The following is a 25,547-nucleotide window of genomic DNA, read 5'->3' as shown; positions in this document are numbered from 1 at the left end:
CTATTTTATGGCTTGTGCAGTTAGTTTTAAAAAAGCATCTTCTACATGATCGTTTTCCTTTGCACTGGTAATTAAATCTATTTTTACTGAAACAGTATTTATAACTGTTTGTAATTCTTCTTCGGAAAGCAGGTCTTTTTTATTACCAACAATGGTTATGTTTTGCAAACCAGAAAGTTCTTTAACACTTGCCAAATGGTGGTTTATGTTTAAATAAGTTTCTTTTCTACTTACATCAAAAACAAACATGGCTGCACTTGCTCCTAAAAAATAGGCTTTGGGTATTTTCTCATTTCCACTGGTTCCTGCAACATCCCAAATTAGTAACTTTATTTCTTGGTTTTCGTAAGTCACAACTTTAGAGCTAACTCGAACACCAATGGTACTTATGTACTCTTCCGAAAATTCGTTAAGTACAAATCTTCGAATTAACGATGTTTTTCCGACACCGAAATTTCCGACTAATAAAACTTTTTTTGCAATCATTTTTTTTTGATACTTAATCTATTAAATACCTCTCTATCAATACATTTAATTTTACTTCGTTAGATAAATATTCTCGATTTCTAAGAATAATTTCGGCCAAATCGTTTACATTATCGGTTATTTTATCTCTAAAATCGGCATTTAAAACTCCAGAAGTTGCAATGGCTATGTAAATAGATTTAAAGTTTTTTATAGACAACTGAAAAGAATCGAATTTTATATCTTCTAAACTTTGGTTTTCTTTGGAAAAAGCATCTTCTGCAAAAGATTTAATGGCAGTTAACATTCCAGAAACCATGTCTTTATCTGCAACATTGCCTCTTGAATAGCTTCCTGCTAATAAGCCAGAGTTTTTTTCGATGATAAAAACTTCTTCGATAATTGGCTCGAAAACTTCTTGTAGTACAACACCTGCATCGTTATTTTTTCCTTTAAAAAAACGAGCCAAAATTTGTTGTAAAGAAAACTTTTCTTTAATTGTTTTATTTACACTGTCAGACAACTTTGTAATTTCACTTACAATAGCTTTCTTAACCAATTTACCCATAATAGGGTACAAGGCTTCTACAACTTCGTCTTGCGAATCTCTAATTTGAACTTTTATGGTTTCTGTAATTGTTCCTCCAAAATATTCTGGAAAATTTTCACGAAGATCTTCAATTTTTTCGTCAACTAAAGGTTTTACACGTCTAGAGAATTTTTCTTTTTGAATAATCTCTTGGCTTAGAGTTACAAATTTTTCTCTATCTTCTTCTAATAAAAGTTCTCTGAGTAACTCAAAACGGTTGTCTTTTTTGTTATCTGCAGTTGTTTCTTTCATTTATTCTTGCAACATTAGCGCAATTTTCTCTAAGGCTTTTCCTAGCTTTCTTCTGTCGGCTTTTTCGTCATCTAAATCTGCCAATCTTTTATCTAAATCGTCGTTTAAGTCTTGAAATTTATGATCCATTAAACTTTCTAAATCTGCCAACTTATTTTCTAAGTTCGAAATTGCATCCGATAAATTGCTTTTAGTTTCGTTCTGTAAAGCTTTAATTTTATCGTAAACATCGGCAAACTCCGAGTTGTATTGCTGTATATTTTCTCCGAAAATAAGGTCTCTTACAGCTGCAATTCTGCTATCTACTTCTTGAGTTGTTTCTGGAGCTTTGCTTTTTTCTAACTTTTTTTCCATATAGTTCTTGTTGAATTATTTTAAAGGGAATTATTAGGGGATTATTTTACAGCTTTTCATAAAAAAAGAAAAAGCTATAAAAACAAATATACATTAAAATATAAATTATTCTAAATTTAAGTTTCAATTTTTAAACCATCAAAAGCCAAAAATACATTTTTGGGTAGTTTTCGAGAAACTTCGTCATGAAACCCTAATTTATGACTAATATGCGTAAAATAAGTTCTTTTGGGTTGCAATTCTGCCACCAATTCTAAAGCTTCCTTTAAATTTAAATGTGTGGGGTGTGCTTCGATTCTTAATGCATTTACGATTAAAACGTCTAAATTTTGCAACTTCTCTTTTTCTGCTTCTGCAATGTATTTTACATCTGTTAAATACGCCAATTGTTCGAAACGATACCCTAAAATAGACAATTTACCATGCAAAATTTGAATGGGTTGTACTGTTAACTCATGCAATGTAAAAGAACTATTGTTTACCACAAATGGAGAAACACTAGGTGCTCCTGGATACCTGTTTTCTATCGAAAAAATATACTGAAAACGTTGTTCTAAACTATCTAAAGTTTTTTGATTTAAATAAATAGGCATTTCTGCTATTTGATAGCAAAAAGGACGTAAATCGTCTAAACCAGCTGTATGATCTGCGTGTTCGTGGGTAAATAATACTCCTTGAATGCATTCGATATTTTCACGCAACATTTGTTGACGAAAATCGGGACCACAATCAACCACATAAGAAACATCGTTCCAAGAAATTAAAACAGAAGAGCGCAAACGTTTATCTTTAAGATTTTTAGACAAACAAACAGGGTCTTTGCTAGCAATCATTGGAACGCCTTGCGATGTTCCTGTGCCTAAAAAAGTAACTTTTAAGTGTTTTTTATAACGTTTCATTCAAACAAAAATAAGATAAAAATTGACTGATAACACACTAATTCACTACATTTGTTAACACGAAATTAAAAACAAATTTATGGCAATTTCTTTAAAAGGAGATCAAGAAATAAGTAGTGTACCCACTACAAAAAGTAAAGCACTAAGAATTAACTTAAATAGCGATATTTACGGAACATTTGCAGAAATTGGAGCTGGACAAGAAACTGCTCGTAATTTCTTTAGATCGGGGGCAGCAAGTGGAACCATTGCAAAAGCAATGAGCGCGTACGATAAAGATTTTTCTGATGCTATTTATGGTATGGAAGAAGACAAACGTTATGTAACACAGCCTCGTTTAAAGAAAATGTTGCGTCATGAAATTGATTTAATTGAAGATAGGCTAAGCAGAGAAAAACACCCAGATAAATTGTTTTTTAGCTATGCCAATACAGTTACCACGATCGATTTTGCAAGAAAATTTAAAGGTCATGGTTGGGTTGGTATTCGATTTCAATTAGATCCTTTAGAAGGGTACAACGAAATTATCTTACACTTGCGTTTTAAAGAAACAGATGCTCGTTTGCAACAAGAAACGCTTGGCGTTTTAGGAGTAAATTTATTGTATGGTGCTTTTTACTTAAACGACAACCCTAAAGAATTGGTAAAATCTTTTTATCATAATTTAACAAGCGACCAATTAGAAATAGATATGATTAATTTCTCTGGTCCACGTTTTATGTATGTTGACAACCGTTTAATGAGTTTACAATTGCTAAAAAATGGCATGACAAACGCAGTAATGTTTGGTCCAGATGGTAACAATTTATTACCAGCACAAGTATTGTACAAGAAAAACATATTGGCTTTAAGAGGTAGTTTTAGGCCTGTTACAAAGGTAAACATGGATATGTTCGAGAATGCCAAAAAATTGTTCTTAGCAGAAAATAAGGTAGAAGAATCTCGTACTCAAGTTATTTTTGAAATTACGTTAAGTAATTTAAGTGCAGAAGGTAAAATTAACGAACGAGATTTCTTAGACAGAGCAGAATTGCTATGTTCTCTTGGGCAAAATGTTATGATTACCAATTTTCAACAATATTTTAAATTGGTAGAATACTTTAGCGAATTTACCAAAGAAAGAATGGCATTGGCAATGGGAGTTTACAACCTAATTCAAATTTTTGATGAAAAATACTACCGAAATTTAAGTGGTGGAATTTTAGAAGCTTTTGGTAAACTTTTCTACAGAGATTTAAAAGTATATATGTACCCTTATAAAGACAAAGCTTCTGGAGAATACATAAATAGCGATAATTTAAAAGTACACCCAAGAATGAAAGAATTGTATAAATTCTTTAAAAACAATGGAAAACTTTTAGATATCAAAGATTTCGACCCAGAAATTTTAGAAATTTTCTCTAGAACTGTCTTAAAAATGATTATGGATGGAGAAAAAGGATGGGAAGAAATGCTGCCAAAAGGAATTGCAGAACTTATTAAACAAAAAAGATTGTTTGGCTACTCTCGTTCTCGTTTAAAAAAATAATTCGTTTTTTAAATTAAACCTTTTTTAAATTAAATTGTCCTATTAAAAAACGAAATATTGACAGACGAAAGTGTTTTAGTAGAACAACTAAAAAATTCTCAAACGCGAGAAAAAGCCTTTAGAGAGTTAGTTTCGCTGTACAAAGAACGGCTGTATTGGCACATTCGTAAAATTGTTATTGCTCACGACGATGCAGACGATGTTTTGCAAAATACCTTTATAAAAGTGTACAGAAATATCGATAAATTTAACCAAGAAAGCAAACTATTTTCTTGGATGTATCGAATTGCCACCAACGAATCTATTACATTTATTAACAAAAGAGCAAAAGAAAGAAATGTAGATATTTCTAAAATGCAAGAACAATTAGCCTCTACCTTAAAAAGTGATGTTTTTTTCTCTGGAGACGAAATACAACTTATTTTGCAAAAAGCCATTGCAACACTTCCACAGAAACAACAACTGGTTTTTAATATGAAATATTTCGACGAACTAAAATACGAAGAGATTGCTAGCATTTTAGAAACTTCTGTAGGAGCCTTAAAAGCCTCTTATTTTCATGCAGTTAAGAAAATAGAAAGTTATATAAAAAATAAAACCGATTAAACCTTTTTATAAAAATAAGGTCTAAGAAACATATGAAAGAAGATATTAAAAATAGCGAAGATTTTTTAAAATCGATTACTGGTAAAAATACTGGTTTTTCTGCTCCATTAAATTATTTCGACAATGCAGAAGATCGTTTTTCTTCATTTATTTTTGAAGAATCTCTATCTAAACAAAATTCATTTAAAGTACCAGATAATTATTTTAAAAACCTAGAAAACAGTATTTTAGATAAAATTGTTTCAGAAAAAAGAACACCCAAAGTTATTTCTTTAAAATCTAAAAATTTAAAACGAATTTCTATAGCCATTGCAGCTTCAATTGCTTTATTAATAGGACTTACGTATGTTAATAATTTAAACAATACTACAGAAATAAATTTTGATGCAGTGGCAGAAACAGATATCGAAAATTGGATGGTTGATAATTTTAATGAATTATCTGATGAAGATTTTGCCAATGTTTTAAATAACAATATTGTAAACGAAAACGATTTTGCTTTTACCAATATTAAAGATGATGCGATTGAAGATTACATTATTTCTACAGAAAACACATCTATACTAAACGAAATTGATTAAAAAAATGAAAAATAACATTTTAACTTTTACGCTTTTATTGCTAACAATTTTCCAGGTATTTACACAAGAAAGAAAAGAAAGTAGAAAAAAAATTAAGGCTTTAAAAGTCTCTTATTTTACAGAAGAGTTGCAACTTTCGACTACAGAGGCTCAAAAATTTTGGCCTATTTACAATGCACACGAAGAAAAAATAGATATTTTAAGAGATAAATGGAGAATAGATATTAAAAAAAGAATAAAAGATGCTGGTAATTTAGAAGGTTTAACTGAAGCAGAAGCTAAAAAGCTAGTTTTAATGAAAGAAGATTTAGGTAAAAAAATGATTCAAGAAAAAGAAGATTTTTTGCATAAAGTATCGAAATTTCTTCCGTATAAAAAAATATTAAAACTGCATATTGCAGAAAGAGAATTTGGTAGAAAATTAATGCGCAAATACGCCAAAGACAAAAAAGATAAACAATAAAATTCTTATAAAAAAAGGACACTTTCCCACAAAGTGTGTAAGTTAAAAATTACAGGATTAAATTTTTCATAGTTTAATCCTGTTTTCAAATATAGCCAAAAATTGGTTAAGAATGATACCCCAATTTCTAATAGGCAATGTCCATTTTTTTGTTGATTCTCTCAAAGCTAAAAATACGGATTTAATTACAGCATCATCTGTTGGATATGAGAGTTTGTTTTTAGTGTATTTTCTAATTTTCCCATTTAAGTTTTCAATTAAATTTGTGGTATAAATAATGGTTCTGATTTCTAATGGGAAATCGAAGAAAACAGTGAGTTCATCCCAATTGTTTTCCCATGATTTAATGGCATAAGAATATTTGGATTCCCATTTTTCTTTAAAGTCTTCTAAGGCTGCTTTTGCTGCTTCTTTTGTAGGAGCTGTATAGATTTGCTTCATATCTCTTGTAAAGGCTTTTTTATCTTTCCAGACTACATATTTACAAGAGTTTCTGATTTGATGAACCACACATATTTGTGTTACTGAATTGGGAAAAATAGTTTTAATGGTGTCTGTAAATCCGTTTAAATTATCAGTTGCTGTAATTAAAATGTCTTGTGTTCCTCTGGCTTTTATGTCGGTTAAAACGCTCATCCAAAAAGAGGAAGATTCGTTTTTTCCTAACCAAAGTCCTAAAACTTCTTTTTTACCATCTACTCTAAGACCAACAGCAATGTAAATTGTTTTATTGATGACTTTGGAGTTTTCACGAACCTTAAAAACGATGCCATCCATCCATACAATCAGATAAGTAGCTTCTAAAGGTCTATTTTTCCAAGCAATAATGTCAGCTGTAATTTTATCTGTGATTCTAGAAATGGCTGAACTAGAGATGTTAAAATTATACAATTCCCGTATTTGTTCTTCAATATCTGTAGTACTCATTCCTTTGGCATATAAAGAAATAATCAGGTTTTCAACTCCATCTGCAGTACTTTCTCGCTTTTTAATAAGCATTGGATTGAAAGTAGCATCGCGATCTCTTGGAACTTTTATTTTAGTTTCTCCTAAATGCGTCTTTATTGTTTTGGTTCCATAGCCATTTCGTGAATTAGGATTGTTGCTTTTTTGATGCTTATCGTAATCTAAATGTGCATCTAATTCGCCTTCTAAAATCTTTTCTACACCACGTTTGTGCAGTTGTTCTATAAAACTGGTTAGTTCTGAACCTGTTTTAAATTGTTTTAAAAATTCTTCGTTTAATAAATCTTCTGGTTTCATAATAAAAGTGTGTTTATAAATTTAGTGATTATTTAATCGTAAAGTTATTTCCGAGATTTTTCCTCATGGAGCAATTTAAATATTGCTCTAGAAAAATCTCAGAATAACTTTACTTACACACTTTTTGGTTTAGTACCAAAAAAAGAGGCTTCGAAAGCCTCTTTTTTTTATTTCATTAACGTCATACAAACATATAGTTCTGGTTTGTTTGCTGTAAATTGTCTTAGCCAAATTGCTAGCTCTTCTATTTCGTAAGGTAGCAATCTATTAAGGGCTTTTTCTAACTCTTTACAAAATAAGTCTGAATTGAAACTTACTTTTTTTAATACAGTTTTCGTGTATTCAAACATTGCTCTTGCCATAGTTTTAGTTTTAATTATAACGTAAATAATAATTCATTTCGTATAACTCTCTCCAAATTTAAGCAAAAAAACCATCAATTTTAAATAGATGGTTGTTAAATAATGTTTACAAAATGTTAATATTACAATTTATTTGCTTTTTCAAGCAAAGCAGTTGCTTTTGCTTCTAACTCTGCATTTACTTCTTTTAAGTGTGCTTTTTTATTTTCTACACCTTTTGCGTTAATCTTACCAATTAACACATCAAAAGTTTCAATCGTTTCGTCGATAATTGCTTCCGCTTTTTCTTTATCGGCATTTGCATGCATTTTGTCTGAAACGTATCCTATAATATCTCCTAATGTATAGTTAATGTCTTTTTTTAAGTTTTTTATACTTGCCATGTCTTTTTTATATTTAGTGCTGCAAATTTAGGGTATTTATTTAAATGAGCGATAAAACTTCACTGATATTTGTTAAGGTAACATATTCCGAATTTTCTTGCTCTTTTTGCGAAACCTCTTCGTGTACCCAAGTGGTATGAAAAGGAACATGAATTGCAGATGCACCAATTTTTAGCAATGGTAAAACATCTGATTTTAATGAATTTCCAATCATTAAAAACTCTTTTGGTTGAATATCTAAATGATTGATTAGTTTTGTATAATCTTTTTCTTTTTTGTCGCTCATAACTTCTATATGATGGAAATATTTTAACAAGTTCGATTTCTCTAGCTTTCTTTCTTGGTCTAACAAATCGCCTTTGGTAGCCACGATTAATTTGTACTTACCCTGCAAAGATGCTAAAACCTCTTCGATTCTAGGTAAAAGTTCAATGGGTTTGTCGAGCATTTCTTTACCAATGTTTAAAATTTTCTCGATGGTTTTTTGTGGTATTTTATAATTAGAAAGTTCCAAAGCACATTCTACCATAGACAGCATAAATCCTTTAACACCATAACCATAATAAACTAAATTTTTTATTTCGGTTTTAAAAAGTTCTTGATCGATTTTGTTTTTCGTTTCGTATTTAGATAATAGTTTGGCAAATTCTTCTTCGGCTTCTCTAAAATAAGTTTCGTTTATCCATAAAGTATCATCTGCATCAAAAGCAATTACTTTTATATGTTGAAACATTTTATTGGGTTTTATAGGTTTAAATATTTTTTTGCTTTCTCTAAATCTTCGGGTGTATCAATACCAACAGCTTCTACAGAAGTTTCTACCATTTTTATTTTTTTACCAATTTCTTGATAACGAATGGCTTCGATTTTTTCTGCAGCTTCTAAAGGCGTTATTGGGGTCTTATAAAAATCTAACAATGCTTGCTTTCTAAAAGCATAAACCCCTTTATGCTTGTAATATTTAACGTTAACTTCTGTATCTCTGTGATAAGGAATTACACTTCTCGAAAAATAAATGGCTAAGTTATTTACATCTGTAATTACTTTTACATTATTAGGATTTTCGATATCTTTTTTGTTGGTAATTTGTACTTTTAAAGATGCCAAATCTATTTCTTGTTGGGCATCTTCTTTAAAAACATCGATTAATTTAGATAAGGAAACTTCGTCTATAAAGGGTTCGTCTCCTTGTACATTTATTACAATATCGGTTTCGATATTTTCTACAGCTTCTGCAATTCTATCAGACCCACATTCATGTTCTTTTATACTCATAATTACGTTTCCACCAGCATTCGAAATGTTTTCTCTAATAATTTCGGAATCTGTAACTACATAAACTTCGCTAAATAAGTTGGTGTTTAACGCAGCTTCGTAGGTTCTTAAAATTACAGATTTGCCTCCTAAATCTTTCATTAATTTACCAGGAAAACGAGATGCACTGTAACGTGCAGGAATCATTGCTATAACTTTCATCACTGTGTTTTAAATGCATCAAAGATAATATTTAAATGAATAGAGTTCATTTACACCATATTTTTTTTATAATTTTGAGTTGAACCAAAAAATTATTATTATGAGAAGTATTTTATGGCTTGTAGCCGTTGTTTGTATTATTATTTGGGCATTAGGCTTTTTAGGAGTTGTACCTGGCATCGCGACTGGTAGTTTAATTCACATTCTATTAGTAATTGCAATTATTGTAATCTTGTACAACATTATATCTGGTAGAAAACCTTTATAATCGACAACCAAAGAAAAAATGGAAAAACCGAGTGCAAAACATTCGGTTTTTTATCTTAAAAATACTGCTAAATAATCATAACCAATGGGTATTCTTAATTTTATCTATTAATTATGAAAAAATTCTATGTCCTTTTTTAACTTTGTTTAACTATTAATTATAAAAACTAAACATTATGTCGCCGAATAAAATTATTATAAAATATGCATTTTTAACCACCTTATTAATTGGAGGTTTTTTCTTTACCTGCAAATTGTTAGGTTTGGAAGAAAACCCATATTTACGTTTTTTAAACTTATTATTTGTAGTTATAGGTATTAGGCAAGCTATTAAAACCAATATTTTTGAAAATAAAGAAACTCACTATCCAACAAATTTAGGAATAGGCATACAAACCTCTACAGTCGCAGTAATACTTTCTATTCTTGGTATTGTAGTTTACATAAAATTTATAAACCCAGCATTTTTGTCGGTAATGAACAATTCTTTTTTAATTGGTGGAGATTTATCGTTATTTGAAATTGTACTTACTTTATTTATTGAAGGAATGGCATCGTCTGTAATTGGTTCTTTTATAGTAATGCAGTTTTACAAAAATCACGATAAAAAAAACTTACAGAAGTAAAAATAATAAAATAAGCACAAAAAAAATAGCCTCCAAATTGGAAGCTATTTTTTATTTGAAAGGTTTTATAAAATTAGTTTTTTTCGATTACGCCATCCTCTGCAAGCAACGCAAAAAACTTATCTAAATTAGGTAGAATTACAATTCTTGTTCTTCTATTTTTAGCTCTATTTTCGCTACTTGTGTTGGGTACTAAAGGCATTGTGTCTCCTCTACCAGAAGCAATTAATCGGCTTCCATCGATATGAAATTTGTTTTGCAAAAGTCTTACAATAGAGGTGGCTCTTTTTACACTTAAATCCCAATTGTCTTCTACAACAGCGTTGTTTATCGTTCTAGAATCTGTATGTCCTTCAATCATTACATCCATACTTGGTTCCGATTGAATGATATCTGCTAACTGCGTAATTAATTTATAGGCACTTTTTTTAACTCTATAACTCGCTGTGTTAAATAACAATTTATCTGAAACAGAAATCATAACAACAGTTTGGTCGATATCAATATCGATATCTTCGGAATTTTTAATGTCAGACAGGCCTACAGAATTCATTAAATTATAAGAAACAGCCAAATTTAAAGAATCTTTTAAGGTTTTTGCTTCTGCCAACTTAGCAGGATCTACTTTTGCCAAAGTTTCTTTCATTCGTTCTCTCGTTTTATTTGAGATTACTGCGGTTTTACCAACCATATCTAATTTAATATCGTTTTCGTTTTTTAGTGAAACATTATCACTCTGCAAAGAATTTATTTTCTTGTTAAAACGATCTATACGTTGTTCTATTTTCGCAAATTTGGCTTCTAAAGCTTCTTTTTCTAAGGTAGTTTTTTGAAGGTTTCCTTTCGTGTTTATATACCTGCTTTCTAAAGCCGCATACTTTTTCTTTGAGACACAAGAAGTTGCAAGCAATGCAAAAACTGCGACTGGAATAAAAATTTTTTTCATCTTTTTAGGGTTTTAATAGTTATAATAAAAACGCTTTTGTTTTAAATGTAGTATATTATTTTTATAATTAATGGAAATTTATAAACTTATAAAAAAAATATTGCGCTAATTTTATAAAAATAATTATTGCAAAAAATATTCTATCATAAGATTAAGCTTACGATTAAAGCATTAAAGTTTATGGTAAAAATTACAAAACAATAAAATCCACTAAAACTCTCGCAGATAAATAAAAAAACTAGCTTTTCTTTACAATGTTGTTATTAGTGCTCTCTTTTATTACTAAATTTTTATAAATTATCTCGTAATTTTCGAAGTCTTTGTAAATATTTTTCACTCCAAGGTTTTTTAGCTTATTATTTTCTAAATTGTCAATTCCAATAAATTCAATTCCCAATTTCTCACAAGTTAAAAAATCCCAAGTTCCATCTCCAAAATAAATTATTCTATCGATATTATTTTCCGTATTTTGATTTAATTTTCGGATTGTATTTAATAAAATATCTTCTCTTGTTTTAAAATGATTACTATTAAAAAATACAAATTCAGAAGAATCAATTCCTATTGATTTCAGTTTTAGATTTGCTGATTTTGCCCAACCACCAGTAGCTATGCCTATTTTTATATTTGATTTTTTTAATAAAAATTTAATAAAATTATAAGCTCCTTTGATTTCACAGAATTGTTTTTTGTCCGCATTAAATTCAGATTGTAGAAGAGAAAAAAATTCTGAAATCATTTTTTCATACTCAACATCTGTTGGAATTCTATTTTTATTATTCAAAATTATTTCTTCTGTAATTCCCCAATCTGTTACATTAGTTAATTCAGACCAATTTTGATTGGAAATATTAATTCCAAAAATGTTGTTAAAAGCTTCAATAAAACATTTATCGTCAACCTTTGTTGTATCAGTCAAAGTTCCATCTATATCAAAAATTATTGCTACCATTTCTTGGCTTTCATGTTATATTGAAACTATAAATTTGCATTAATCAAAACAAAAATTCTTCTTAAAAAGTAAAATATCTTTTTTTATTATTTCTTAAATTAAATATAAAACCTATTTTAAAGAGTTTAGACTTCCAATAATCGTTTCAATTTTTGCTAAAGTATCGGCTTCTTTTTTACGCTCTAATTCTAATACTTTCTCTGGTGCATTCGACACAAAACGTTCGTTCGATAATTTTTTCTGAATTCCCACTAAAAAGCCTTGTGCTCTTTTTAATTCTCCAGATAATTTTTCGATTTCTGCTTCCACATCGATGTTTTCGTTAGCAATTGGTATAAAATATTCATTTGATTTTACTCTAAACGAAGCGCCTTCTACTTTTTCTGAAACCGTTTTTATGGTTGATGTATTTGTTAGTTTTTGAATAACAGCATCGAATTGATTAGAATTCTTACTATTATCTATCACAAATAATTCCACTGTATTTTTAAATGAAATATTTTTATCTTTTCTAATGGTTCTAATTCCTGAAACCACGTTGGTAGCAAATTCGAAATCTGCAATAATTTTTGAATCGTATGCTTTTGCTTCAGGATATTTTGCAATAATTAAAGCTTCATCTATAGCTCTATTCGAAATATATTGCCAAATTTCTTCTGTTAAAAATGGCATAAATGGATGCAAAACTTTTAAGTTATTTTCTAAAACGGCTATAATTGCATCAAACGTTGTTTTGTCTATTGGTTGTAGATATGCAGGTTTTACGATTTCTAATAACCAGGAAGAAAAATCGTCGTTTATCAACTTATAAATTGCCATTAAAGCATCTGATAAACGGTATTTAGAAAAATGGTCTTCAATTTCTGCCAAAGCTTTTTGAAACTTGGCTTCATACCATTGTAATGCAATTTTTGCAGTTGCGGGTTGCTCTAAACGAGCATCTACTTTCCAACCTTTTATCAATCGAAAAGCATTCCAGATTTTGTTGGCAAATCCTTTTCCTTGCTGGCAAAGGTCTTCATCGAACATTAAATCGTTTCCTGCTGCAGAACTTAGCAACAATCCAACTCTTACACCATCTGCGCCATAATCTGATATTAATTTTAATGCATCTGGTGAATTTCCTAAAGATTTAGACATTTTTCGTCTTTGTTTATCTCTCACTAAACCTGTTAGATAAACATTTTGGAAAGGTTTTTGGTTTTTATATTCGTATCCAGCAACAATCATTCTTGCTACCCAGAAAAATAAAATATCTGGTCCAGTTACTAAATCGTTGGTAGGGTAGTAGTAGTTAATTTCTTCGTTTTCTGGATTTCTAATTCCGTCGAAAACAGAGATTGGCCACAACCAAGAAGAAAACCAAGTATCAAGTGCGTCTTCATCTTGACGTAAATCTTCGATTTTAAGAGATTTCTCCATTTCAGTAGAAATGACAGCTAATTTTTTTTTAGCGAATTCAAAAGCTTCTTCTTTAGTTTCGGCTACAACAAAATCTTCTTTTCCATTGCCATAATAATAGGCAGGAATTTGTTGCCCCCACCAAAGTTGGCGAGAAATATTCCAATCGCGAACATTTTCCATCCAATGGCGATAGGTGTTTTCGAATTTTTTAGGATAAAGATTAATTTCTGCTGCTTCCCCTAAAACAGCATCGATAGCAGGTTGTGCTAAATCTTTCATCTTTAAAAACCATTGGTCCGATAATCTTGGTTCAATTACGGCTTTGGTTCTTTCAGAGATTCCTACTTTATTGGTATGAACTTCTGTTTTTACTAAGAAGCCTTTTTCTTCTAACTCTTTGGCAATTTCTTTACGAACTACAAACCGGTCTTTTCCTTGATAGTGCAATCCGAATGAATTTAAAGTAGCATCGTCGTTAAAAATATCGATGACTTCTAAGTTGTGTTTGTCTCCTAAATTTTTATCGTTTTGATCGTGCGCAGGTGTAACTTTTAAACAACCTGTACCAAATTCTACATCTACGTATTCGTCTTCAATAATTGGAATAATTCTACCACACAAAGGTACAATTGCTTTTTTTCCTTTTAAATGTGTAAAACGCTCGTCATTTGGGTTGATACAAATTGCAGTGTCTCCAAAAATAGTTTCTGGTCTTGTAGTTGCAATGGTTAATTTATCTTCGTTTCCTTCAATTTTATATTCTAAATAATATAAGTTTCCTTGTTTTTCTTCGTGAATTACTTCTTCATCCGAAAGTGTTGTTTTTGCTTCAGGATCCCAGTTAACCATTCTGTAGCCTCTATAAATAAGTCCTTTGTTATATAAATCGACAAAAACTTTAATTACAGATTCCGACATTTCTGGATCCATGGTAAAAGCAGTTCTTTCCCAATCGCAAGAGGCGCCTAGTTTTTTTAATTGCTCTAAAATAATGCCTCCATATTCGTTTTTCCAATCGAAAGCGTGTTTTAAGAATTCTTCGCGAGTTAAATCGCTTTTTTTAATGCCTTGTTCTTTTAATTTTGCTACAACTTTTGCTTCTGTGGCAATAGAGGCATGGTCTGTTCCAGGAACCCAACAAGCATTTTTACCTAACAAACGTGCACGTCTAATTAAAACATCTTGTATTGTGTTGTTTAGCATGTGCCCCATATGCAATACACCTGTTACGTTGGGTGGTGGAATTACAATTGTGTAAGGCTCTCTTTCATTTGGTGTTGAATGAAAATAATTGTTTTTCATCCAGTAATTATACCACTTGTCTTCTACTTTACTTGCATCGTATTTAGGTGGAATTGTCATATTTTTTGGTATCCTTTTTGATATATTAATTGGCAAAAATACAATTATCTAAATTTGTAGAGAAAATTTAGTAGTTGATTTTTTAATACAAATTATTAATCTTAACTTTACACTGTAAAATAATTAATTATGAAAATATTCGGAACTCTTTTAATTGCTCTTTTTGTTAGCACTTCTATAAACGCTCAAGAATTTAAATTCGAAAAAGAAACAATTGATTATGGAAAAATTGCAAAAGGTTCTAATGGAGAGCGCACTTTTGTTTTTACAAATATTGGCAATGCTCCATTAATTATAGAAAAAATTCAATCTTCATGTGGTTGTACAGTTCCTAAAAAACCAGAACAACCAATTATGCCAGGAGAAAAAGGAGAAATTAAAGTTTCTTACGATACTAAAAGACCTGGTGGTTTTTCGAAACAAATTACCATTTTTTCGAATGCTAAAAAATTAGTTAAGAAAATAAAAATTAAAGGTTTTGTTACCAATGGTATTTCTTTAGAAAAAGAGAAAAGCCTATTGTCTAAAGATAGTTAAACTCTTTTTTCTAATCTAAATTCAAATCTTAACACGGCTCCTTTTCTATTTACTGTTATTCGAATTTTTTTGTTTTCTCTTTCCTGAAATTTGTTTATAATATCGTTTAAGGTGTAATTATGTGATGGTCTGCCGTTAATTGTTAAAATAATATCTTCTGCTTTTAAACCTGCTCTAAACCCAGGTGAGCCATCTACTACTGATTTAATTTTAAATGAAGGTTTAAATTTATAAGAAAAATTGGTTACAAAAGAGATTGTATTTTTTTCATCGGCTTCAGTGCTGTAACTACCTGTAATTTTTTTAAAAGATTCTTCTCTTACCAGTTGTTTTCCGTTATAAACGACGTCTAATCCACTCATATTATAATTAAAGCCATGTTTAAACGATCCATTTTTTTTAAGCATTATTTGTTTGTTAGGGTAGTCTAACCAAATTTTAAATCGCTTAAGTACGTTCCCTCCAATACTTCCATTTCTTTTTTTAAATTTTCTTGCATTTTTTGTAGAAATTGTATCTAAAAACGACACTGTTGGCTCTTTTATCTTAAAATCTCCAATCACTAATTTTGGAATTCTACTTCTATTCCCAAATATAGGTCCACTTAAACCTTCTCCTAAAATATCGTTAAAATATCGTTTAGGAGTTACTATGTTTTTTTTGTATGTTCAAACAGCCAAAGGGCATCACTTCCTCCAGAATCTATTAATAATTTTACATTTGTTAGCTTTTCTCCAATTGTATCTAACTGAACTTTTACATTCACAAATGGTTTTTTTCTGTAAAGTTGAAGTGGTAAAACCTCACATCTTCGGCATTTTTTATAGGTGTAAGTTTTGGGGTTGTAAAAGTCTAGTGTTTTTGTTCTGTAATTTATTTTAATAATAAAATTCTTTAGCAAATTATATCCAATAATACCATGAATGGTAATGCCCATTTTACTAGATAAATCGAAATAATCTTCTAAGATTACATATAAAGTTTCATTAAAACCCACAATGTCTTTTATAGATAATTTGTTGTTTTTAGACAATAAAGCATCTACAGGTTCGCCTCCTCCTAAACCTCTTAAAGTTACTTTTTGAGGGTTTGATAAACCAATATTACTCTTATCAGATAAATTAAAAATGATGGTTTTATTAACACCAGAATCTAAAATAAAAGAAAGTTCTTTGCCGTTAATTTCAATGGGAATGATAATTAAATTATTAATTAACTTAAATCGGATGCGTTCTTTTTTATCGTTGGCTTTTAAAAAACGGAATCCCTGTTGCGCATAGTTTTTAGAAACTACAATCAACCATAAAAATAGTAAAGAAATTATTTTTTTTTTCAAACAAATAAATATTTTTCAATCTCTCTAAAATACAAATTAACTTTTATTAATTATTTTTTTTAGCAAACTTTTAACCTTTAAGTTTATAAGATAACGTTCTTTGTTGTAAAATATATTTTGCAAATTTGCATTGTTAAATTTAGAAAGAAATTAAATATGCCATCAATCTCTAAAAAAGGAATAGAAATGCCAGAATCGCCAATTAGAAAATTGGTGCCTTATGCAGAAAATGCTAAAAAAAGAGGTGTAAAAGTTTTTCACTTAAATATTGGTCAGCCAGATATTAAAACACCGCAAGTAGCTTTAGATGCTGTAAAAAACAATACAGTAGAAACTTTATCTTACGCTCGTTCTGAAGGTTCTGAAGAATACAGAACCAAATTGGCAAAATATTATGTAAAAAATAATATTCCCGTAACTGCAGATAATATTATTGTAACCACAGGTGGTTCTGAGGCTTTGCTTTTTACCATTGGAAGTATTACAGACCCTGGAGACGAAATTATTATTCCAGAACCATTTTACGCAAATTACAATGGTTTTTCTACAGCTTCTGGTGTAACTGTAGTTCCTGTAATTTCTAAAATTGAAGATAATTTTGCCTTGCCAAAAATCGAAGATTTCGAGAAATTAATTACCAATAAAACCAAAGCCATTTTAATTTGTAACCCTGGTAACCCTACAGGATATTTGTACTCTAAAGAAGAAATCGAAAAATTAAAAAAAATTGTTTTAAAACACGATTTGTTTTTAATTGCAGATGAAGTTTACAGAGAATTTGCCTATGATGGTTTAGAACATACCTCTGTTTTATCTTTAGAAGGCTTAGACCAAAATGCAGTGGTTATCGATTCCGTTTCGAAACGTTACAGTATGTGTGGGGCAAGAATTGGTTGTATTGTTTCTAAAAATAAAACTTTTGTAAAAACGGCCATTAAATTTGCGCAAGCAAGATTAAGTCCACCAACTTATGCATTAATTGCAAGTGAGGCTGCTTTGGACACACCACAATCTTATTTCGACAATGTTATTAGAGAATATGCGTCGCGCAGAAATACGTTAATTACCGAATTGAAAAAAATTGATGGGGTAAAAGTTGCCAACCCAAAAGGAGCTTTTTACTGTGTTGCCCAATTACCAGTAAAAGATTCTGATGCTTTTGCACAATGGCTATTAGAAGATTTTAGTTCAAATAACGAAACCGTAATGGTTGCTCCTGCAAGCGGATTTTACTCGACAGAAGGCGAAGGAAAAAACCAAATAAGAATGGCCTATGTTTTAAATGAAAACGACTTAAAACGTTCTGTAGAAATTTTAGCAGAGGCTTTGAAACAATATAAAAATTAATTTTATATTAGGAGTTGTAGTGCATTAGTTAAAAACAAGAAACATCCTACAAATAACAAAAGAAAATATGGAAAAATGGAATGAACTATGTTACATACTTTCTGAAAACTTACCGACAAACACGAGCGAACAGTTATTTGAATTAAAAGTAGTTCAAGCATTTGAGAAACTAGGATGGAGCGAATTTAATAATGAAATTACTGTCCGAGAAAGCATTCAATTAGGAGCTTCAAATAGAATAAGTCCAGATTTAATTTTAAAATCAAAAGAGGAAGGAAATCTTTTCATAGTAGAAGTTAAAAAACCTTCTCTCGAAATTGACAATTCTACATTCAAAGGACAACTATCGTCTTATATGGGAATTACAAGAGTTGAATTAGGGATCTTAATTGGTAATAAAATTCAATTATTTCTAGATGGTAAATTTTTTAATAAAAATGGCATCGTTTTAATCGATGAAATTGAATTCAATAGAGATAATGAAAAAGGTTTAAAATTTGTGCAATTATTCAGCAAAGAGAATTATAACAAAGAAAATATAGAAAATCACGCTCAAGAAAAAATAAAAAAATAAAAGAAATAGACGATTTTAAAAAATTAAAAAACAAAATGCTAACTGAAAATTATAGCGAAAAAATAATTGATTTTTTAAAAGCTGAACTTCAAAATGAATTTGATGAAAAAATAATTGATAAAGTTTTCAAAGCATTAGAAATTAAAATCGAGAGTAATAACAAAATAGTTCCGATAGAGAATTACGAAAAACCGAGAACAAAAAAATATAGAACTTTTGAAAATTTTAATGAACCGACTGGAAAACTGCCAATTGGAAAATATGTCCGAAAAACACTCAACGATTTAGTCAAAAATAATTTAATAAACAGAAATGAAATTGAAAGATTACAAAGAGGCGATTATTCAAAATTAACCTTTGATATTCAATTCCCCTTTTTGGCTAAAGAGAATTCACCATATTATGAGAGAATAAGATATTGGAAAAATCCTTATGAAATAAACGGAGAAATGTATTTTGTTTGTTCTCAATGGTATGAAGTTCCTGCAAATAATGACAGACCATATTATGAGGAATGGTTAAGGAAAATGAAATAATAATAATGCACTACAACATCCGCATATAACAAATTGATCTAATAAACAACTTTATAAAATCCCTAATGAATTCTCTCGATTCCTATTTTACTTAAAACTTTAATATCATAAAATTTAAATTCATTAAAAATAAAAAGTTATATTTCAATCCATTTTAATGAACATTCAACAAAACATATCACTTAAAAATTACAACACGTTTGGTATTACAGCAAATGCCAAACGTTTTGTTTCAATTACTTCGTATTACGATTTACAGCACTTGTTAAAACTTGAAAAAGACCTTTTTTTAATTTCTGGCGGAAGCAATATGTTGCTTACGAAAGATATCGAAAAATTGGTTGTGCACATTAATATTAAAGGAATTTCTATTGATAAAGAAGATGATATTTTTGTGTATATTACTGTAAATGCTGGTGAAAATTGGCACGATTTTGTGCTATTTTGTATTGCTGAAAATTATGGCGGCATTGAAAACTTATCTTTAATTCCAGGAAATGTAGGCACTTGCCCAATTCAAAATATTGGCGCTTATGGAGTTGAAGTAAAAGATACCATTACCAAAGTAGAAGCCATTGAAATTGAAACTGGTAAAAGGGTTACTTTTTCGAATGAAGATTGCCAATTTGGTTACCGAAATTCAATTTTTAAGAATGCATTAAAAGGAAAAGTAATTTTAACTGCGGTTAGTTTTAAGTTAACAAAAAAAAATCATCAACTTAATACTTCTTATGGAGCTATTGAAACTGAATTGGCTTTAAAAAATGTTACGCAACCCACTTTAAAAGACATTTCTAATGCCGTAATTACCATTAGAAAATCGAAACTACCAGACCCAAAAGAAATAGGTAACAGTGGTAGTTTCTTTAAAAATCCTGTAATTTCTAAAGAACAGTTTTTAAAACTTCAAAAAAAATATCCAAATATCCCATTTTACAATGTTATTTCGAGCGGAGTCGAGAAACCTCAAGTTAAAGTTCCTGCAGGTTGGCTGGTAGAACAAAGTGGTTTTAAAGGAAAACGATTTGGTGATGCTGGAGTTCACGAAAAACAAGCATTGGTTTTGGTAAATTATGGAAATGCTTCTGGAGAAGAAATTTACTTACTTGCGAAAAAAATTCAAGAAACGGTTTTGCAAAAGTTCGAAATTTCTTTAGAAATTGAAGTAAATGTAATTGCATAAAAGCCAGACAAACAAAAGTTTACCTGGCTTTACAAATTTTTATTAAAAAAAGTGTTTAGTCTTTACTAAATAAGGTTTTATGAATTACCCCCCCCACAATAGCTCCTGCAATTGGGGCAACCCAAAACAACCAAGATTGCGTTAAGTATTCGCCTCCTGCAAAAATTGCCTGACTCATAGAACGTGCAGGGTTTACAGAAGTGTTGGTAATAGGAATACTAATTAAATGAATTAAAGTTAATGCCAAACCAATTGCAATACCAGCAAAACCCTTTGGTGCTTTTGGATATGTACTTCCTAAAATAATTAGTAAAAAGAACATTGTTAAAAGAAACTCTGCTAAAAATGCAGATTGCATCGAATACTTTCCTGGCGATAATTCTCCATAACCATTGGCAGCAAAACCACCAATAGACTCAAAATCTGCTTTTCCAGAAACAATAAAATATAGCGCACTTGCTGCTAAAATTGCGCCAATTAATTGCGAAATAATGTATGGAATTAATTCTTTTCCATCGAATTTACCTCCTGCCCAAAGCCCAATGGATACTGCAGGGTTAAAATGTGCACCAGAGACATGCCCAACAGCATAAGCCATTGTTAAAACGGTTAAACCAAAAGCGAGAGAAACTCCCACAAAACCGATTCCTAGTTCAGGGTAACCAGCAGCAAAAATAGCGCTACCACAACCTCCAAACACCAACCAAAAAGTTCCGAATAATTCTGCAAAATATTTTTTCATAATGTTAAAAGTGTTTCGTTAATTAATAATTAATTGATTATAAGTATGAAACGTAAATCTCTTAAAAGTCACAATTTAAAAATAATCTTTAGATAACCTATCAAACATCCATTAAAAACTTTTAAATTTTAGTTCTTTAGGCACACTAATTTAATAAAAAAAATGCTTGTTAAAAATTGTTATTTAGAAGATAACTATCTTAATTTCAAGATAAAAAAATCTTTTTATCATCCATTAACCCCCTAAAAAGCTTTATTTTACATTTAATTTAAAACAATATGAAAACGATTTCGTATTGCGAAATAACAACTAAACATATGTTAATTTTAAATATTATTTAAAAAATTAACCTTTTTTAATACAAAAATTGAATTTTATGCTATTTTTTTTACTACTTTAGCCGCATTATATTTAATAAACATATAAGTTCAAAAAAAACCCTTAAAAATTAATTTAAAATGAAAAAATTTAAAACAGTATTATTTCTTTTTACACTAACATTTTTTTTTCAAAATTGTTCTACAGAAGATAATACACTCCCTAACACAAATGGCCCAGAAAATATATTAGAGCCAAGTAACTTAAATTTAGAAAATACAGATAGCTATACTTTAAGTGATTTTGGTCCTAATTCTTATTGGGCAGATTATATTGTAGATAGACCTACAACAGATTTTTTAATAACTCAGCACAATGCAAGTGCTCGTTTTTTTGGTATGGGAAACGTACCATTATATTTCGCAGGTGGTCCAGACACCTTTAACGCAATTTCTTTCTCTAGAGGATATGTTGTTTGGGGCGAAGAACTCTTAGCAAGTGCTAAAAGTTATGGCAATGCAGCAATCGCTTATGTTGCAGCACATGAAATGGCACATCAAGTACAATTTAGAGATTCTAGAATTCCAAGCAGTAATCATGTAAGTGCTACAGAACTAGAAGCAGATGGTTTTGGAGGCTATTTTATTAGAAAAACATATACAAGTAACTGGACAACAGCTGCAGGAGCTTATAGATTTTCACAAACTTTAGCAGGACCACGAGGTAGTTCTCATGGATCTGCTCCACAAAGAAGATCTGCTTATAGATTAGGATATTTATTAGGTGAAAATAATTCTTATTCTAATAGAGATTTTGATGCTAATTTTTTCTACTATTATAACTATTACGTATTAGATGGTAGGTTAAAAAAAGGATTAAACAAACCTAAAACAATTAGTGAGGAAGCACACAATTATATTTTATCTCACTTAAAAGAATTACATAAAATTTATACAGGAGAAATCTCTGAAAAGGATTTTATGAATCTTAGTAACTAAAAACAAAAATAACTCTATTTTTTTTGAACTTATTTTTTTAAGAGACTGTCTGAAAAGGCAGTCTTTTTTTTGATAATAGGGGAAAATTATACTTTTTATACCGTTTATATTAGTTATTGTTTGAAATTACTGGAAAAGAAATTAATATTTTTTTTCTTTATATAAAGAAGAAAACGAAAGCATAACCTTTTTTTATTATGAAATAGAATGAAAAAAAAGGCGATTTATTACAATAATTTCAAATGGTAAATGGTATTATTATTCAACGACAATTTCTCGAATTAAATCTTCTATTTTTTTGTTGCTAAATTGTTTTCTAAATTTAATTTTAATGGTATCTCCAAAGAACTTTTCTGCATGTTTTATTTTCTGTTTTTCTTCATTTCTTAAACTTTCTTCAGTGGTGTTTTTTGTTTCTACCACAAAGTATAGTTTTTTCGATTGGTCTTCATAATTTAAAACATACGCAAAATCTGGCGAATAACTTTTTCCTCCAGCAACAGGAATTTTAATAGAGTTTTTGGGGATTTTCGAAAAAACAACGACTTCTTTTAAGTTTTGTTTAATATTCTGTTTTTCTAATTCAGAATCGTAAAATAATTCATCAAGTAAATAACTGTCGGCTACTTTATTTTCGGAATGTAGTACCCCCACATTAGAAGCAGCAATTTCTTTTAATACATTTCCTTTTTCGTCTGTAAATTTTGTTGGATGAATTTCATTAGTTACTTTTTGATATTCAATACCAAATTTATCTATGGCATTATACATTAAGTAATTCTCGAATTTTTGTTTAATAACGCGAACTGTGGCACTATTTAGAAATTTGTTGATATCGATATTTGCATCGATAAATGCGCTGTTTAAGGTTTTTATATTAATGTTTAGTGTTTTTGCTAATTCCTTTAAAAAACTACTGTATTTCATTGTAGAAATTGGCGTTATTTCATTTCCATAAATTTCTTGTTCTTCTTTAACTCCTGCAATGTTATTTGTAATTTTTATTTGTGCTGTTCTTTCTTTTATGCCTTCAATAGTAAAATTGCTGTTTTGCTCATTTAAGAAATTAACAAAAAGTGCTTTAAATTTGTCTTCTTTTTGAAACTTGTATTCTAAAATTACCTTTTCGTTTAATTTCTCCCAAAGTTCTTTTAATTCGCTGTATTTTTCTGTTCGTATGCTTACTTGCTTTTTCTTGTCTGTAGATTTTCTAATCTTACCATTCGCAACACTTCCCAAAAATATTTTTGGATAATGGTTTTTAATAAAGTCAAATCCACCTTGTAAAAATTTATGAGAAAAATCAATCACTTTCTCTTCCATTATTAATTTTTGAAATAATTCATTTTCATTATTAAAATCATAGTTTTCAATAATTTGTAGAATCATTTGCTCTTCTAATTTCTCAGGTATTTTCTCTATTGAAAGTGCACCCGATTTCTCGTTTATTTCATTCACTAATTTATCTACAAAGTCATTTTCGGTAAAATCTACGAAGTAGTTTAAGTAAAATTGTTCGTCTTTTACTCGGTTGCCATATTCATTTACAGGCAGCCTTAATCCTCTACCCACTTCTTGCAGTTTAGAAATATCGCTACCACTACTTCTTAATTTGCAAATCTGAAAAACATTTGGGTTATCCCAACCTTCACGCAACGTCCATTTAGAAAAAATAAATCGCCTTGGATTCTCTAAATTTAACATGGCTTGTTTGTCGTGCAATATTTCGTTTATTTCTTTTTCTATGGTTTCATCTTTTTCTGAATTATCTTTTGAAAAATATCCTGCATGTGTAAGACTTATATCTTCCAAGGTTTTTTGAAGATATGCTTTGTAAAAAGTGTTTTTTTCCGTTTTAAGTAAGGTTTCTACTTCTGCTTTTATAAAATTTTCGACAGTAGTTCTTACATAACCATCTTCATTTCTATATTCATCAATATTATCAATAAAAAAGAGGGTAATGGGTTTAATTTTTACGGGTCGTGTAAGCAATTGTTTCTCATTTTCAAAGTGGCTTTTTATGGCTTTTTGAATCATAAGTTCTTGCAGTTTTTCTGCATAAGAATAAGGGTTTAATTTATCGCCTTTAGACAATTCGATACCATTAGATAAAACAACTTTGCTTTTGTTTAAACTTTCTACATACAAATCTTCCATAGCAGCATGTACACGTTGCAAACTTTCTTTTTTAGCAAGTTTATATGTTTTTTTGTGCTTGTTTTCTAACAATTCGAAAGTGGCTTCTTTGCCATCTGTATTATTGAGTTTTACAATGGCATTTTTTCCGCTTTCAAACTCTGTAATATGCCCAATTACACCTTTTACCAAATTACGGTTAAAAGAATCGACTGCCGTTAATTTGTAAACTAAATTATGGTAATCTTTTACTTTTTGTTTTACGATTTTGCCAAATTCGTTTTTAACTTTTAGTTCTCTTTCAGGAAAGGTCGCACCATATCGCAAAATAAATTGTGGTTTCATTTTTTGAATATTTTCCCAAGTAGTTTTTGTCGTTCCAAATTTGTGTGGTTCGTCGATAATTACAAAAGGGTTTACAGCCGAAATTGCTTCGAAAGGAATGGTGTGTTTGTCGAATATGCCTTTGTCGAAACTTTTTCGCATAGTTTCTGAATTTACCATACCTGCGTTAATTACCATTACTTGAATGCTATTTTTGTCGAAAACGCCTGCGTTTACAAAACTGTTTACTGCAGGTGGCATAAACGATTTTTTGTTTTTACTACCTTTTTTGCTTTCTACAATATGTAATTTAATGGTTTTGCCATATTGTTCTTTAAAATGAGCCCTTGCACTATCGCTTTTTAAAAAATCGATGGTTCCTGCTTTAATAGAAAGTGTTGGAACAATGACAATAAATTTAAAAAGACCGTAATTTTTATTGAGTTCGAAAATGGTTTTGGTATAGGTATAGGTTTTTCCTGTGCCTGTTTCCATCATAATATCGATGATGTTGCTGTTGCGATTTATTGTTGAATCAATTCCATTGTGTTTTTGAAGTGCATAAATATTTTCTGCATAACTTGTATCAAGGCCACTATAAATGTCTATTATAGGATTTAGAAAATGTTTATCAATCCCTTTTGGGTTTTTTACTTCTAAATTGTTAAAAACAGCGACTGTACTTTTTACGGCTTGGGTTTGATGCTGTAGGTTTTTTTCAAAATTAAATCCTTTCAT

28 protein-coding genes are annotated in these 25,547 nt (G+C 29.7%); 12 read left to right on the top strand and 16 right to left on the bottom strand.

What is annotated here, in order from left to right; translation table 11 throughout:
• The 4 genes from JL193_RS01790 to JL193_RS01775 form a co-directional block, all read right to left on the bottom strand.
• Positions 1-486, bottom strand: a complete 486-nt coding sequence (locus JL193_RS01790) for a Rab family GTPase (protein ID WP_207972205.1) — start codon at positions 484-486, stop codon at positions 1-3.
• Between the two features lie 13 nt (positions 487-499).
• The gene (locus tag JL193_RS01785) at positions 500-1,306 is read right to left on the bottom strand and encodes a cell envelope biogenesis protein OmpA (protein ID WP_207972204.1); all 807 of its coding nucleotides are present in this window, start codon (positions 1,304-1,306) and stop codon (positions 500-502) included.
• Complete coding sequence (locus JL193_RS01780) at positions 1,307-1,660, bottom strand: hypothetical protein (protein ID WP_207972203.1); 354 nt, start codon at positions 1,658-1,660, stop codon at positions 1,307-1,309.
• 116 nt (positions 1,661-1,776) lie between these two features.
• A complete protein-coding gene (locus tag JL193_RS01775) occupies positions 1,777-2,559 on the bottom strand; it encodes an MBL fold metallo-hydrolase (RefSeq protein WP_207972202.1) in 783 nt (260 codons plus the stop codon).
• 79 nt (positions 2,560-2,638) lie between these two features.
• On the opposite strand from JL193_RS01775, the gene JL193_RS01770 reads away from it, so the two are divergent.
• The 4 genes from JL193_RS01770 to JL193_RS01755 are packed head-to-tail and all read left to right on the top strand — an operon-like array spanning position 2,639 to position 5,737.
• On the top strand, positions 2,639-4,087 hold the full coding sequence (locus JL193_RS01770) for a TonB-dependent receptor (protein ID WP_207972201.1): 1,449 nt from the start codon (positions 2,639-2,641) through the stop codon (positions 4,085-4,087).
• Between the two features lie 57 nt (positions 4,088-4,144).
• Positions 4,145-4,693 (top strand): RNA polymerase sigma factor, encoded by a 549-nt coding sequence (locus tag JL193_RS01765; protein WP_207972200.1) that lies wholly within the window; start codon positions 4,145-4,147, stop codon positions 4,691-4,693.
• Between the two features lie 32 nt (positions 4,694-4,725).
• Entirely contained in the window at positions 4,726-5,274 is a 549-nt protein-coding gene (locus JL193_RS01760) for a hypothetical protein (RefSeq protein WP_207972199.1), read from the top strand.
• A 4-nt stretch (positions 5,275-5,278) separates the two neighbouring features.
• A complete protein-coding gene (locus JL193_RS01755; RefSeq protein ID WP_207972198.1) occupies positions 5,279-5,737 on the top strand; it encodes a sensor of ECF-type sigma factor in 459 nt (152 codons plus the stop codon).
• A gap of 66 nt (positions 5,738-5,803) precedes the next feature.
• Here JL193_RS01755 and JL193_RS01750 read toward each other — a convergent pair whose 3' ends face one another.
• From JL193_RS01750 to kdsB, 5 genes are all read right to left on the bottom strand, one after another.
• Positions 5,804-7,000 (bottom strand): IS256 family transposase, encoded by a 1,197-nt coding sequence (locus tag JL193_RS01750; protein WP_207971612.1) that lies wholly within the window; start codon positions 6,998-7,000, stop codon positions 5,804-5,806.
• Between the two features lie 167 nt (positions 7,001-7,167).
• A complete protein-coding gene (locus tag JL193_RS01745; RefSeq protein ID WP_207972197.1) occupies positions 7,168-7,362 on the bottom strand; it encodes a hypothetical protein in 195 nt (64 codons plus the stop codon).
• 122 nt (positions 7,363-7,484) lie between these two features.
• Positions 7,485-7,745: a hypothetical protein gene (locus tag JL193_RS01740; protein WP_207972196.1), complete on the bottom strand. Its 261-nt coding sequence runs from the start codon at positions 7,743-7,745 to the stop codon at positions 7,485-7,487.
• 40 nt (positions 7,746-7,785) lie between these two features.
• Positions 7,786-8,478 carry an HAD family hydrolase gene (locus JL193_RS01735; protein WP_207972195.1) on the bottom strand — a complete coding sequence of 231 codons (693 nt, stop codon included), beginning with the start codon at positions 8,476-8,478 and terminating at the stop codon, positions 7,786-7,788.
• A gap of 11 nt (positions 8,479-8,489) precedes the next feature.
• Positions 8,490-9,221, bottom strand: a complete 732-nt coding sequence (kdsB, locus tag JL193_RS01730) for a 3-deoxy-manno-octulosonate cytidylyltransferase (protein WP_207972194.1) — start codon at positions 9,219-9,221, stop codon at positions 8,490-8,492.
• A 100-nt stretch (positions 9,222-9,321) separates the two neighbouring features.
• Here kdsB and JL193_RS01725 point away from each other — a divergent pair, with 100 nt between their 5' ends.
• Both JL193_RS01725 and JL193_RS01720 read left to right on the top strand, forming a co-directional pair.
• A complete protein-coding gene (locus JL193_RS01725) occupies positions 9,322-9,489 on the top strand; it encodes a lmo0937 family membrane protein (protein WP_207972193.1) in 168 nt (55 codons plus the stop codon).
• Between the two features lie 175 nt (positions 9,490-9,664).
• Positions 9,665-10,114 (top strand): hypothetical protein, encoded by a 450-nt coding sequence (locus tag JL193_RS01720; RefSeq protein ID WP_207972192.1) that lies wholly within the window; start codon positions 9,665-9,667, stop codon positions 10,112-10,114.
• Positions 10,115-10,187: 73 nt separating this feature from the next.
• Here JL193_RS01720 and JL193_RS01715 read toward each other — a convergent pair whose 3' ends face one another.
• The 3 genes from JL193_RS01715 to JL193_RS01705 form a co-directional block, all read right to left on the bottom strand.
• A complete protein-coding gene (locus tag JL193_RS01715; RefSeq protein WP_207972191.1) occupies positions 10,188-11,060 on the bottom strand; it encodes an OmpA/MotB family protein in 873 nt (290 codons plus the stop codon).
• A gap of 238 nt (positions 11,061-11,298) precedes the next feature.
• Positions 11,299-12,012 carry an HAD family hydrolase gene (locus tag JL193_RS01710; protein WP_207972190.1) on the bottom strand — a complete coding sequence of 238 codons (714 nt, stop codon included), beginning with the start codon at positions 12,010-12,012 and terminating at the stop codon, positions 11,299-11,301.
• A 111-nt stretch (positions 12,013-12,123) separates the two neighbouring features.
• Positions 12,124-14,778, bottom strand: a complete 2,655-nt coding sequence (locus tag JL193_RS01705) for a valine--tRNA ligase (protein ID WP_207972189.1) — start codon at positions 14,776-14,778, stop codon at positions 12,124-12,126.
• A gap of 129 nt (positions 14,779-14,907) precedes the next feature.
• Between JL193_RS01705 and JL193_RS01700 the strand changes: the two genes are divergently transcribed.
• On the top strand, positions 14,908-15,315 hold the full coding sequence (locus tag JL193_RS01700) for a DUF1573 domain-containing protein (RefSeq protein WP_207972188.1): 408 nt from the start codon (positions 14,908-14,910) through the stop codon (positions 15,313-15,315).
• On the opposite strand, the gene JL193_RS17040 is transcribed toward JL193_RS01700, so the two are convergent.
• The gene (locus tag JL193_RS17040; protein WP_243456806.1) at positions 15,312-15,878 is read right to left on the bottom strand and encodes a PDZ domain-containing protein; all 567 of its coding nucleotides are present in this window, start codon (positions 15,876-15,878) and stop codon (positions 15,312-15,314) included. The two genes, JL193_RS01700 and JL193_RS17040, sit on opposite strands and share 4 nt — an antisense overlap.
• Positions 15,879-15,964: 86 nt before the next feature.
• The gene (locus tag JL193_RS17035; RefSeq protein ID WP_243456805.1) at positions 15,965-16,651 is read right to left on the bottom strand and encodes a retropepsin-like aspartic protease; all 687 of its coding nucleotides are present in this window, start codon (positions 16,649-16,651) and stop codon (positions 15,965-15,967) included.
• A 156-nt stretch (positions 16,652-16,807) separates the two neighbouring features.
• On the opposite strand from JL193_RS17035, the gene JL193_RS01690 reads away from it, so the two are divergent.
• From JL193_RS01690 to murB, 4 genes are all read left to right on the top strand, one after another.
• The gene (locus JL193_RS01690) at positions 16,808-17,998 is read left to right on the top strand and encodes a pyridoxal phosphate-dependent aminotransferase (RefSeq protein ID WP_207972187.1); all 1,191 of its coding nucleotides are present in this window, start codon (positions 16,808-16,810) and stop codon (positions 17,996-17,998) included.
• Positions 17,999-18,065: 67 nt separating this feature from the next.
• Positions 18,066-18,572 (top strand): type I restriction enzyme HsdR N-terminal domain-containing protein, encoded by a 507-nt coding sequence (locus tag JL193_RS01685; RefSeq protein ID WP_207972186.1) that lies wholly within the window; start codon positions 18,066-18,068, stop codon positions 18,570-18,572.
• Positions 18,573-18,607: 35 nt separating this feature from the next.
• Positions 18,608-19,108 carry a hypothetical protein gene (locus tag JL193_RS01680; RefSeq protein WP_207972185.1) on the top strand — a complete coding sequence of 167 codons (501 nt, stop codon included), beginning with the start codon at positions 18,608-18,610 and terminating at the stop codon, positions 19,106-19,108.
• 157 nt (positions 19,109-19,265) lie between these two features.
• The gene (gene murB / locus JL193_RS01675; protein WP_207972184.1) at positions 19,266-20,291 is read left to right on the top strand and encodes a UDP-N-acetylmuramate dehydrogenase; all 1,026 of its coding nucleotides are present in this window, start codon (positions 19,266-19,268) and stop codon (positions 20,289-20,291) included.
• A gap of 55 nt (positions 20,292-20,346) precedes the next feature.
• Here the strand turns inward: murB and aqpZ are convergent, their stop codons facing one another.
• A complete protein-coding gene (gene aqpZ, locus JL193_RS01670; protein ID WP_207972183.1) occupies positions 20,347-21,033 on the bottom strand; it encodes an aquaporin Z in 687 nt (228 codons plus the stop codon).
• A 458-nt stretch (positions 21,034-21,491) separates the two neighbouring features.
• On the opposite strand from aqpZ, the gene JL193_RS01665 reads away from it, so the two are divergent.
• On the top strand, positions 21,492-22,349 hold the full coding sequence (locus JL193_RS01665; protein ID WP_207972182.1) for a neutral zinc metallopeptidase: 858 nt from the start codon (positions 21,492-21,494) through the stop codon (positions 22,347-22,349).
• Positions 22,350-22,607: 258 nt separating this feature from the next.
• Here the strand turns inward: JL193_RS01665 and JL193_RS01660 are convergent, their stop codons facing one another.
• Positions 22,608-25,547 carry a type III restriction-modification system endonuclease gene (locus tag JL193_RS01660; RefSeq protein WP_207972181.1) on the bottom strand — a complete coding sequence of 980 codons (2,940 nt, stop codon included), beginning with the start codon at positions 25,545-25,547 and terminating at the stop codon, positions 22,608-22,610.

Origin of the sequence: Polaribacter batillariae, from assembly GCF_017498485.1 — a bacterium.
Classification (GTDB): domain Bacteria; phylum Bacteroidota; class Bacteroidia; order Flavobacteriales; family Flavobacteriaceae; genus Polaribacter; species Polaribacter batillariae.
Note: the sequence above shows the minus strand (reverse complement) of the source record. Positions and strands in the feature narration are given on the sequence as shown.